Here is a 10,636-nt window from a genome sequence, read left to right as displayed (position 1 = left end):
TAGCTCAGGGTCGAGAAGTCGGTGTCACTGGACATATTCGTCCTCGTCACCGCGCTGCACGGTGATGCTGCCCTGCGCTTCGAGGTCGCGGATGGCACGCACGACTTCGGCGCGGGCCTCCTCCACCTGCGAGGCGCGCACGGGGCCGAGGGTCTTCGTCTCGTCTTCGAGCAGTTCGCGGTTGCGCTCGGAGAGGTTGGTCTTGATGATGTCGATGACCGCCTCGGTGGTGCCCTTCATGGCGACCGCGAGCACGGCGGTGTCGATGCCGCGCAGCACCTGCTGCACGTCGCGGCGTTCGAGCTTCACGATGTCGGCGAAGGTGAGCATGCGCGAGCGCACCTCTTCGGCCAGTTCGGGATCGATCTCGTCGAGGCGCTCGAGCAGCGCCTTCTCGGTGGCGATGTCGGCGCGGTTGATGATCTCGACGAGCGGCTGGATGCCTCCGACGACCTCCATCGATTCTCCGGATGACACGACAGCACCCGCGCGCAGCTTGAGGGTGTCTGCGACCAGACGTACCGCCTCGGGGATCGCGGTTCCCATCATGCCGATGCTCTGGGCGACCTCGCTGCGCACGTCGTCGTCGAGCGATGCGAGCACCGGTGCCGCGTGGTCGGGGCGCATGTGTGCGAGCACGAGCGCGATGGTCTGCGGCAGTTCGCCGTCCATGAGGGTGACGATCTGGCCGGATTCGACGCTGTCGAGAAACTCGAACGCCTTTCCCGCCATGTTCGAGGCGACGCGGTTCATCAGGTCGCCGGCGCGGTCGGCGCCGAAGCTGGCTTCGAGCAGGCTGGTGGCGAAGTCCTTGCCGCCGCGCGAGCTCCAGCCGCCCTTGACGGTGAGGTCGAGGTATTCGGTCATGACCTCGTCGGCGACGCCGGATTCGACCCGGCGCAGCTTGATGATCTCGCTCGTGATCTCCTCGGCCTCGCTGTCGGAGAACTGCTTCATGACTCCGGCGGCGGCCTCCTGATCCATGCTCATGAGCACGACGGCGGCCTTCTGGGTTCCGGTCAGCGTCGACGCCGGCTTCTGCGCGCTCGGCGCCTTGGCGACCGGCGTCAGTGTCGCGATGACCTCGGTCATGCGCGCTGGCCGTCCATCAGGCCGCGAAGGAACTCGGCAGCGCGCTGCGGGTCTTGCGCGGCGAGGGCGTCGATCTCGGCGCGGGTGCGGTCGCTGGTGTTCGGCTCGATGAGCAGCGGCGAGGTCGGCACGGTCGGGATGGCGGTGTAGGCGGGAGTGGTGAGCGCGGCCGTCGGCTGCGTGTCGTTGAGGATCGAGCGCAGGTCGGCGAGGTCGGCGGCCTCCTCGATGTCCTGCTGGCGGCGCTTCGAGCGTGCGGCGAAGATCGCGAGGGCGATGATGATGGGCAGCGCGATCGCGAGCGCGATGACGGCGGTGCGGATGAGGTCGGCGAACCGGTCGGCCTCGGCGGCCGCTGCTGCCGCTTCGAGTGCCTCCGTCGCCTCGGCGGCTCCGGCTCCGTTGAACGGCACGACCTCGACGGTCACGACGTCTCCGCGTTCCTCGTCGATTCCCGCCGCGGTCGCGACCAGGTCGGTGACGCCGGCGATGTTCAGGCCCTTGGCGGCGCCCTGGTTCAGGGCCACCGAGATGGTCTTGCGGGTGAGAACACCGGCCGGGATGGTGGTCGACTCGGTGACCTTGTTCACGGCGTTGTTGCGCGTCAGGCTCGAGCTCGTCTCGCCCTCGGCGGCTTCGGCGGTTCCCGGAACCGCGATGTTGTCCGGTCCGAGAACGCCGGCGGCGGTCTGGCCGCCCGCCCCCGTGCTGTCGACGGTCGCCGACTCGCTGAGCGCGAGCGGGTCCTCGGGCGAGGTGAAGGTCTCTTCCACGCGCTCGGCCGATTCGCGGCTCATGTCGGCCGCGACGACGACCGTCGCATTGCCTGCGCCGACCATCTTGTCGAGCATCGACTGCACCGACTCGCGGATGCCGGCCTCGTAGTCTGAGACCTGCTGGTCGGCCCCGCCGGTCGCACCCTCGCCCACGGCGGAGAGCACGGAGCCGTCGGAGTCGACGACGGCGACGTCGGTGGGGTCCATGCCGTCGATCGAGGCGCTCGTGAGGTGCACGATGGCCTGCACCTGGTCGGAGCTGAGGGTCACGCCGCTCTGGGTCTCCACGAACACCGAGGCGGTCGGGTCGTTCTTCTCCGAGACGAAGACGGTCTCCTCGGGGATGGCGAGCCGCACCGATGCCGTCTTGACGCCCTCGAGCGCCGAGATGGTCTTCGCGAGTTCGCCCTCGAGGGCACGCTTGTAGGTCACGTCCTGCTGGAACTCCGACGCGGTGACGCCCATCGAGTCGAGCAGCGAGTAGCCTCCCGTCGTCGACGACGGGAGGCCGGCGGCCGCCGCCTTGAGGCGCTGGTCGTAGACGTTCTCCTCAGGCACCATGATCGTGGCGCCGCCGTTGGAGAGCTCGTAGGGAACGCCCTCGCCGCGCAGCTGCTCGACGAGCGTGTTGGCGTCTTCCCCGCTGAGGCCGGAGAACAGCGGGGTGTACGACGGCTTGGTCGCCCACATGCCGAGGGCGATGATGCCGAGCGCGAGCACGGCGATACCGATGATGGCGACGGTGCGCTGCGCAACGGTGAATTTGCGCACCGTGTTGGCGAAGTTGCGGAACGCCGACGTGACCTGGCGGGGCATCAGGCCTGCATCCGCATGATCTCGGTGAACGCGTCGACGCCCTTGTTACGCACGGCGGCGACGAGCTCGAGGGTGACGGCGGCCCGGGAGGAGGCGATGGTCGCGTTGTGGATGTCTTCGAGGTCGCCCGTGACGGCCTTTACCGCGAGGTCGCCCGAGGTGTTCTGCAGCTGCTGCACGTTGTCGACGGCGCCGACGAGCGAGCTGGCGAAGCTCGAGCCGTCGGTGGACTGCACTCCCCCGACGCTCGGGAGGTAGCCGGTGCCTGTCGTTCCCTGCACCGGGGAGATTGCGAGCGGGTCCATCAGTTGCGTCCGATCTGGAGGGCGGCCTGGTAGGTCTCTTTGGCACGGTCGACGACCGCGGCACTGGCTTGGTAGCCCCGCTGGGCCATGATCAACTGGCCCATCTGCGAGGCGAGGTCGATGTCGGGGTAACGCACGTAGCCGTCGGCATCGGCGAGCGGGTGGTTCGGCTCGTGTACGAGGCGTCCGGCCGCGTCGCCGAACGCGGCGCCGGCCACGTAGACGCCGGCCGTGCCCTCGCCCTCCTGGGCCACGACGTAGCGGGCCTGGAATGCGTCGTCGGTCGTCGCCTTCACGGTGTTGATGTTCGACAGGTTGTCGGAGACCGCGTCGAGCCATTTGCGGTGCAGGGTCATGCCCGTGCTGGCGATGCCGATCGCGTCGAACGTCATCAGCTGGTCCGCATCGCGGTGCGCAGCGCGGTGAACTGGCCGCCGATGGCCTGGCTGGCGAACTGGAAGCGCAGCACGGTGTCGACGTTGGAGAGCGTCTCGGTGTCGAGGTTCACGTTGTTGCCGTCGAGGCGGGTGGGCTCGAGCGAGCGGGCGGTGACCGCGGTGACGTTGCCGTCGCCGTTCTCGACCGACTTGGCGAGGGCGTCTTCGAACATGACGCGCTTGGCCGTGTAGCCGGGAGTGTTGACGTTCGCGATATTGCTGGCGATGGTGCGCTGGCGCAGGGCCAGGCCGTCGAGCGCGCTGCTCAGCGCAGCGGAAGTAACAGATTCGAGCACTGTGTCCGTCTTCTCATTACAAGAAACGAAGCGGCCGATCCGTGGCCTGATGGTGAGCAATCCGTGCTCTTCACTGACTAGCTATCGGTCGCCCGCCCCGGGTCGTTAGACGAACCCGGGTTAATTCTTCAGCCGGTGACGTCGAGGTAGACCGACTGGCGGTCGGACAGCTGCGGCACGGCGCGCACTGCGGCGAGGTGCCGGCCGGTCTCGCGCTGCAGCTCGTCGAGTGCGCGGGCCGCCCCGCGCTGGTCGGCGAGCAGTGTCTGGGCGCGTTCGCGCAGCGGCAGGGGGAGCGGGCCGAGGCCGGCGGGTGGCGTCCAGGTGGCGGGCGCCGCGGCATCCGTCATCGATCCCGGGTCGAGCGCAGACGCGGCCGACTCTTCGAGAGCCGCGAGAACCTCGACCCAGCTGTCGTATGCGGCGACCGACTCAGGCAACGCCGAGCATTCCGCCGCTGGCGACCGGGCGGGCGGGGGCGGTCTGCGCGACCGCGAGCTGACCGGCGGCGTCATGCCAGGCCTGGCGCAGCGGCTCGAGCAGTTCGATGCACTCGCGGATGCGCGCGACGTCACGCTTGACGTTCGCGGCGATGAGAGCGCCGGCGACATAGTTGTACAGGGCGAGCAGACGTTCGCCACCGTCCCACGCATCGACCTTGAGCGTCGAGGTGAGCTCGGCGACGATGTCTTGCGCGTGCAGCAGGTTGGTGGATGCCACGGCCCACGAATCAGTCGCGTGGGCGCTCTCGGCGCGGTTCAGGTCGAGCAGCAGTCGGTCGTAGAGCATGGTGAGCAGCTGCGACGGCGTCGCCGACATCACGGTGTCGGTCATGTAGCGGTTGCGCTGCTGTTGGGGGTTCGCGTACATCGTCATGTTCAGTCCTTCGATGCCTGGAGCGCGTCGACCTGCGATGTCAGCCAGGTCATCTGTGCGTTGAGGTTGCCCATGCTCACCTCGAACGCCGCGTAGTAGCGCTCGAGGTTCGTCTTTCTCGTGGCCAGGCGGTCGTCCCACTTCGACACCTGTTCGTTGAGGGAGTCGACGGTGGACTGCTGGCCGGTGATCTTTGCGGTGATCGTTCCCGTGTATTTGTCGGACGCGGTCGTGGCGACAGTGGAGAGCCGCGACGCGATCTCGGAAACGGCCTTCTGGGTGGCGACCGGGTCTTTCGCGAACGCCGCCTCGAACTTCTCGGTGTTGAACTCCATCGTGCCCGACTTGGTGATCGAGATGCCGAACTCCGAGGGAGAGCGGCCGTCCAGGGGGGCGGATGCCGCGTCGAGGACTTTCTGGCTCACGGTGCGGGTGGTGCTGTCGCCGGTGAAAGCGCCGCCGACGAGGTACGGGTTGCCCTCCGCGTCGCTGCTCGACGACGACACCGAGCGGGTCGAGATGTAGGCGAGCGTGGTGTTGACGCTGGCGATCAGGGCGGCCGCGGCGGCGCTCGTCTTCGAGGTGTCGCGGGCGATGTCGATGGTCACGGGTTCGGTGGAGACCCCCGAGACCGTCACGGAGACACCGGGCAGAAGCTCGGCGAAGGTGTTCGTCTTAGAAGTGAGCACCTGCTCGGCCGCGGTTCCGGCGAAGAGCGTGACCGAGGCGTCCTGGCCGACCCGCAGGGTTGCCGCTCCCGCCTGGGTGAGAACGTTCGTCGCGGTTCCGGCGCTGACGTCCGCCGCCGTGCCGGAGTATGCCGCGAACGAACCGGCAGCCCCGGTCTCCTTGCCGCTGAGCTGCAGACGGTACTGGGTGGCGCCACCGGCATCGGTACCCGCGGCGACCTTCGTCGCGGTGACACCTGCGGCAGAAGCGTTGATGGCCTTGACGACGTCGTCGAGGGAGGACGATGCGGGGGTGATCTCGGTGGCCGTGCCGGTCGAGCCGACGATGGTGATCGAGGTTCCCGCCCATGCCGTCATCGGGGCGGTCACGCCCGACTGCGCCTGGGCGAGCTTGCCGACCACGATGTCGATGGATCCGTTCGACGCCCCAGCCGCGGCGGTCGCGGTGACCTTCGTCGAGCTGCTCGTCGCGGAGTAGAAGTCGAGGCCGCCGGCCTTCGCTGTCGACTCGGCGAGCGTGCCGAGGGCCGCGATCTGGGTGTTGAGTCCCTGCAGTGCGCTGACCGACGTCGAGACGACGGTGGCCTTGTTCTTGAGCAGTGTCTGCGACTGCTTGTCGATCGCGAGGAGAGAGGCGATGAGTTCTGCTGAGTTGAGCCCGCTCGCGAGGCCCGGGAGGCTGATCGATGCCATTGCCGCTCTCCTTCGCTGACGGTGGAAAAGTTCGTGGTGGTGCGAAAAAACGCCCGGCGGATCTCGGTCAAGACGTCCAGTTCTCTCTCGAGAACCGCCGGGCGTTGGTTTATCGCTGGTAGCTACCCGGTTTACTGGAGAAGCTGCAGCACGCCCTGGTTCGACTGGTTCGCCTGCGCGAGCATGGCGGTGCCGGCCTGCGACAGGATGTTCGAGCGGGTGTAGTTGACCATTTCGCTCGCCATGTCGGTGTCGCGGATACGCGACTCCGCAGCGGTGAGGTTCTCGGCCGAGACGTTCAGCGAGTTGATCGCCGACTCGAAGCGGTTCTGCTTCGCACCGAGCTCCGAACGCGAGGTGCTGATCGCGGTGATCGCGGTGTCGAGCGCCTCGATGGCGAGCGCCGAGTTCGCGGTCGTGTCGACCGTGATCGTCGCGGTCAGGTCAGCGCCGGTGGCCTCGGTCGTGACAACGCCGGTGAGCGCGGTCGCGAGGTTGGTCAGGTCGACGTCGATGATGTTGGAGACGTCGGTTCCGGTGTTGCCGTTGGCGCCGATCTGGAACGACTTGGTGCTGCCGTCCATGAGGTTGATGCCGTTGAACTTGGTGTTGGCGCCGATACGGTTGAGCTCCGACGCGAGGCCGTCGATCTCGGTCTTGAGCGCGGTGCGGGACTCGGCGTTGTTCGAGTCGCTACCACCCTGGACCGCGAGGTCACGCATGCGCTGCAGGATCGAGTGAACCTCGGTCAGGGCGCCTTCAGCGGTCTGGATGACCGAGATGCCGTCCTGAGCGTTGCGGGCTGCAACCTTCGAGCCGCTGACCTGCGAGCGCAGACCCTCGGAGATGGCGAGACCGGCTGCGTCGTCGGCTGCGCGGTTGATGCGCAGGCCGCTGGAAAGCTTCTCCAGCGACTTCGACAGGTCGTTCTGCGTGTTGGACAGGTTGCGGTACGAGTTGAGTGCCGAAACGTTGGTGTTGATCTGCATACCCATGATGTTTTCCTCCGTGATTGGGTTTGAGTGCATCGGCCCATCCATGGGCTGATACTTCTAGCTATCGGCCGCCCGCCGGATGGCGTTAGGCGCGAAAGAAGCTTTTTTCGTGCTTTTTCAGTTCAGGATGCCGCGGCTTCCGTGTGCACCACGCCACGGTCGCGCACCGACGTGGCCATGGCGTGCTCCGCCATCCTGGCCAGGTACGCGCTGCGGCTGGAGACGGCGACGCGGGAGACGGGCGTGTACTCGGCGGTCGAGTCGGAGTAGTGCGTCTCGAGTCCGTCGCGCAGCAGCCGCACCGCCTCGGAGCGCAGCTGCGACACGGCGGAGTGGGTCGTGCCCGATTCCTCCGCGATGTCCTTGACCGTCTTGTCGTCGAAGTAGATGGCCGTGATGACGGCGCGCATCTTCTCGGGCAGCACGTCGACTGCGGAGTGTAGGTAGGCGAGCCGCTCGGCCGAGAGCAGCGTCTCTTCTGGCAGCGCGGCCTCGGCGACGAGCGCCTCGGCGACGGTCTCGTCGAGGGCGACGACCACGCGGGCGGCGTCTGCCATGCCGGCCGCCGCGGATTCACGGTCTACCCCCATCGCGGCGGCGACCTCGTCGACCTTGGGCTTGCGACCGAGGGCGGCCGTCAGGGTGTCCTGCACCGCGAGGGTGTCTTTGATGCGACGGCGGGCGCCGCGGCTGGCCCAGTCTTCCGAACGCATCTCGTCGGCGAAGGCGCCGATGATGCGACGGCGGGCGAAGGCGCCGAACGGGATACCGAGCTCGGCTTTGAAGGAGTCGGCCGACTGCACGAGCGCGAGCGCACCGGCCGAGGCCAGGTCGTCGCGGGAGAGATGGCGGGCCTTCGCCCAGACCTCGGATACGAGGTATCCGACGAGCGGCAGGTTCTCCACCACCAGCGTGTTGCGTTCGTGTCGTTCCACAGCATGACCCCCGTCAGCGGTTTCTGGCATAGCTCGACGCTCGTGAACGACACGGTCGTCGAAAGTTTCTGGACGTTATGTGGTGCAGTGCGGGCCAGGGTAAACACGCGCTTTATTCGGGTATTGCCGACTCTATCGGCGGGGTAAGAGAAACCCTCAACCTCCGCGCGCCCCCAAACCGGGTCACCCCCGAACGGGTATCCCCCGAACTGGTTTCACGGCCGCTGCCTCTTAATCCCGGGAATTCGCGGAATTTTCCGCGAATCCTTCTAACCCGGGCGTTACCCTTGCCGAAAGTTCCTACCGACGCGAACACCGGGATCATTCGACGACTCCCCCCGGCGGTGTATCGCGAGGCGGGCAGAGAGGGTATTCGTCATGGGTACGCATGAACTGTCGGCGTCGCTGTGGCGCGAGCGCGAACTGCTCGAGCTGCTCGTCTTCAAGCTGACCGAAGAACAGCTGCTGCTGACGTCGGGCAAGGCCCGCTGGCTGCAGTACGCGACGCAGGAGGTCGAGCAGGTGATGCAGAAGCTGCGCAACGCCGGCCTCGCGCGCTCGATCGAGGTGGCCAGTCTCGCCGAAGACTGGGGCGTCGACGAGAATTCGACGCTGCGCGAACTCACCGTGCACACGACGGATGACACCTGGCGCGACATCCTCACCGCCCATCTCGTGGCGATGACCCAGCTGACGCGCGAGATCCAAGAATTGCGCGACCTCAACGTGCAGTACCTGCGCGTCGCCATCCGCTCCACGCAGGAGGCGCTCGCGCACGACGGCTCCGCGAGCGGCACCTACGACGCCAAGGGCGTCACCGAAAACTCTCTGGCAACCGCCCGGATGTTCGACCTCAACCTCTAAGACCACCCGGGGACACCACCATGAGCACCTTCAGCGGGCTGAACACCGCCTACACCGGCCTGACGGCCGCCCGGCAGGGCATCAACGTGGTCGGCCAGAACATCTCGAACGTGAACGTCGCCGGCTACACCCGGCAGCGTGCCGTGCAGACCGCCGTGGGATCCCTCGCCCAGGTCGGCCCGCTCACCGGGCAGGTCAAGGTCGGCCAGGGCACCCATGTCACCTCGATCGAGCGTCTCGGTGACGTCTTCCTCGATGCGAAGGTCCGCTCGAGCACGGCGTCGAGCGGCTACTGGGGCGTGCGCGCGAACGCCCTCTCGACGCTGCAGACGTCGCTGCACGAACCCGGCGACACCGGCATCTCCAAGCAGCTCTCCAACGTGTGGGCGGCCTGGAGCGACATGAGCCTCAAGGGCGACGAGTCGTCGGCCGCGGTGCTGCTGCAGCAGTCCGGTGCGCTCGTCACCCAGATCGCCGCCGGATACACGGCAGTGAACGACCAGTGGAACGTGCTTCGCGACGAGACGGCCGGCATGGCGACCGAGCTCAACGACGCCGCCACCCAGGTCGCCGCGCTCAACGGCCTCATCCGGTCGACGCTCAACGCGGGCGGCTCGGCGAACGAGTACATCGACCAGCGCAACAACCTCACCACCACGATCGCGGCCCTGTCCGGCGCGACCGTGCGCAACCTCCCCGACGGAACCGCGGAGGTGCTCGTCGGCGGCAACGCCCTCGTCTCCGGCGACAGGTCGTACGCGGTCGAGCTCACCGGCACGACCGCGATGGTCGGTGCGGCGGGCGACCCCGTCAAGCTGAGCTGGGTCGGACGCCCGAACGTGCCCGTCACCATCGACGGTGGCGAGATCGCCGGGGCGCTCTCCACGCTGTCCGCCGCGAACGCCTCGGGCACCGGCGGAGCGCTCGCCGAGGCCGCCGCCGACTACAACGAGCTCGCGACCTTCATCGCGCAGAAGGTCAACGCCGTGCACAGCAGCGGCGCGACGCCGAACGGCACGACCGGACTCGACTTCTTCGCGGTCTCGGCGACGGGCCCCGCAGCCTTGGGACTCTCGATCATCCCGACCAATGCGAGCGGTATCGCCGCGGGCGCGGTCGGCGCGGGCGGCAAAGACGGCTCCATCGCCGCCGCCGTCGCGCAGATCGGCGCCTCTGCCGACTCCCCCGACAAGAAGTGGTCGGGAATCGTCACCGGCATCGGCATCGCGGCCAAGACCGGCCTGCAGCAGTCGGCCCTCGCCGACCTCTCGACCAAGGCGGCCGTCGGCAACCAGCTGTCGAACGCATCCGTCGACATGGACGAGGAGAACGTCAACATGCTGATGTTCCAATCGGCCTACCAGGGCGCGGCGCGGGTCATGACGGCCGTCGACGAGATGCTCGACACACTCATCAACCGCACCGGTCTCGTGGGGAGATAGCTCGTGATCAATCGCGTCACCAATCAGGGTCTGGCCATAGCGTCGCAGCGCAATCTGCAGCTGAGCCTCGCCACGCTGTCGAAACTGCAGGAGACCGCCTCGAGCCTCAAACGCATCTCCGTTCCCTCCGACGACCCGGCCGGCACCGCCGACTCGATCCGCGTGCGCTCGGAACAGAACGCGGTGGCGCAGTTCTCGCGCAACATCAGCGACGGCAACTCCTGGATGAGCGTCGTCGACACCGCCCTCGGCCAGACCGGCGACATCATGAAACGGGTCCGCGACCTCACGGTTCAGGGCGCCAACGACGGCGCACTGTCGCCGACGCAGAAGGAAGCCATCGCGGTCGAGCTCGAAACGCTCCGTGCCGAGCTCATGACCACCGCGAACACCAAATACCTCGGCCGCACGGTGTTCGCC

The 10,636-nt window shown here is 67.4% G+C and carries 13 protein-coding genes; 3 read left to right on the top strand and 10 right to left on the bottom strand.

From position 1 onward, the window contains the following. Nucleotides 1–24 precede the first annotated feature (24 nt). From fliG to ACLQ6X_RS14110, 10 genes are all read right to left on the bottom strand, one after another. Nucleotides 25–1,092: a flagellar motor switch protein FliG gene (gene fliG / locus ACLQ6X_RS14155; RefSeq protein ID WP_411700800.1), complete on the bottom strand. Its 1,068-nt coding sequence runs from the start codon at nt 1,090–1,092 to the stop codon at nt 25–27. Continuing rightward, nucleotides 1,089–2,684, bottom strand: a complete 1,596-nt coding sequence (gene fliF, locus ACLQ6X_RS14150) for a flagellar basal-body MS-ring/collar protein FliF (RefSeq protein WP_411700799.1) — start codon at nt 2,682–2,684, stop codon at nt 1,089–1,091. Before fliF ends, fliG begins: the two co-directional genes overlap by 4 nt. After that, the gene (gene fliE / locus ACLQ6X_RS14145) at nt 2,684–2,989 is read right to left on the bottom strand and encodes a flagellar hook-basal body complex protein FliE (protein ID WP_411700798.1); all 306 of its coding nucleotides are present in this window, start codon (nt 2,987–2,989) and stop codon (nt 2,684–2,686) included. The genes fliF and fliE overlap by 1 nt, the downstream gene beginning before the upstream one ends. Then, nucleotides 2,989–3,381 (bottom strand): flagellar basal body rod protein FlgC, encoded by a 393-nt coding sequence (locus tag ACLQ6X_RS14140; RefSeq protein WP_411700797.1) that lies wholly within the window; start codon nt 3,379–3,381, stop codon nt 2,989–2,991. The genes fliE and ACLQ6X_RS14140 overlap by 1 nt, the downstream gene beginning before the upstream one ends. Beyond that, nucleotides 3,381–3,722 carry a flagellar basal body rod protein FlgB gene (gene flgB, locus ACLQ6X_RS14135; protein ID WP_411700796.1) on the bottom strand — a complete coding sequence of 114 codons (342 nt, stop codon included), beginning with the start codon at nt 3,720–3,722 and terminating at the stop codon, nt 3,381–3,383. Before flgB ends, ACLQ6X_RS14140 begins: the two co-directional genes overlap by 1 nt. A gap of 128 nt (nt 3,723–3,850) precedes the next feature. Further along, nucleotides 3,851–4,162 carry a hypothetical protein gene (locus ACLQ6X_RS14130; protein WP_411700795.1) on the bottom strand — a complete coding sequence of 104 codons (312 nt, stop codon included), beginning with the start codon at nt 4,160–4,162 and terminating at the stop codon, nt 3,851–3,853. Further along, nucleotides 4,155–4,598 carry a flagellar export chaperone FliS gene (gene fliS, locus ACLQ6X_RS14125; RefSeq protein WP_411700794.1) on the bottom strand — a complete coding sequence of 148 codons (444 nt, stop codon included), beginning with the start codon at nt 4,596–4,598 and terminating at the stop codon, nt 4,155–4,157. The genes ACLQ6X_RS14130 and fliS overlap by 8 nt, the downstream gene beginning before the upstream one ends. Before the next feature lie 2 nt (nt 4,599–4,600). After that, nucleotides 4,601–5,980, bottom strand: coding sequence for a flagellar filament capping protein FliD (gene fliD, locus ACLQ6X_RS14120; protein WP_411700793.1), 1,380 nt, complete (start codon nt 5,978–5,980; stop codon nt 4,601–4,603). A 131-nt stretch (nt 5,981–6,111) separates the two neighbouring features. Next, nucleotides 6,112–6,975: a flagellin gene (locus ACLQ6X_RS14115; RefSeq protein ID WP_411700792.1), complete on the bottom strand. Its 864-nt coding sequence runs from the start codon at nt 6,973–6,975 to the stop codon at nt 6,112–6,114. 122 nt (nt 6,976–7,097) lie between these two features. Next, nucleotides 7,098–7,910: a sigma-70 family RNA polymerase sigma factor gene (locus tag ACLQ6X_RS14110; protein WP_411700791.1), complete on the bottom strand. Its 813-nt coding sequence runs from the start codon at nt 7,908–7,910 to the stop codon at nt 7,098–7,100. 378 nt (nt 7,911–8,288) lie between these two features. On the opposite strand from ACLQ6X_RS14110, the gene ACLQ6X_RS14105 reads away from it, so the two are divergent. The 3 genes from ACLQ6X_RS14105 to flgL all read left to right on the top strand — a co-directional run. Next, nucleotides 8,289–8,774, top strand: a complete 486-nt coding sequence (locus ACLQ6X_RS14105; protein ID WP_411700790.1) for a flagellar protein FlgN — start codon at nt 8,289–8,291, stop codon at nt 8,772–8,774. A gap of 20 nt (nt 8,775–8,794) precedes the next feature. Continuing rightward, nucleotides 8,795–10,216 carry a flagellar hook-associated protein FlgK gene (flgK, locus tag ACLQ6X_RS14100; RefSeq protein ID WP_411700789.1) on the top strand — a complete coding sequence of 474 codons (1,422 nt, stop codon included), beginning with the start codon at nt 8,795–8,797 and terminating at the stop codon, nt 10,214–10,216. 3 nt (nt 10,217–10,219) lie between these two features. Beyond that, nucleotides 10,220–10,636 (top strand): flagellar hook-associated protein FlgL (flgL, locus tag ACLQ6X_RS14095; RefSeq protein WP_411700788.1); only part of this gene is annotated, 417 nt, incomplete at its 3' end.

Origin of the sequence: Conyzicola sp. (assembly GCF_046714715.1) — a bacterium.
Classification (GTDB): Bacteria; Actinomycetota; Actinomycetes; order Actinomycetales; family Microbacteriaceae; genus Conyzicola.
Note: the sequence above shows the minus strand (reverse complement) of the source record. Positions and strands in the feature narration are given on the sequence as shown.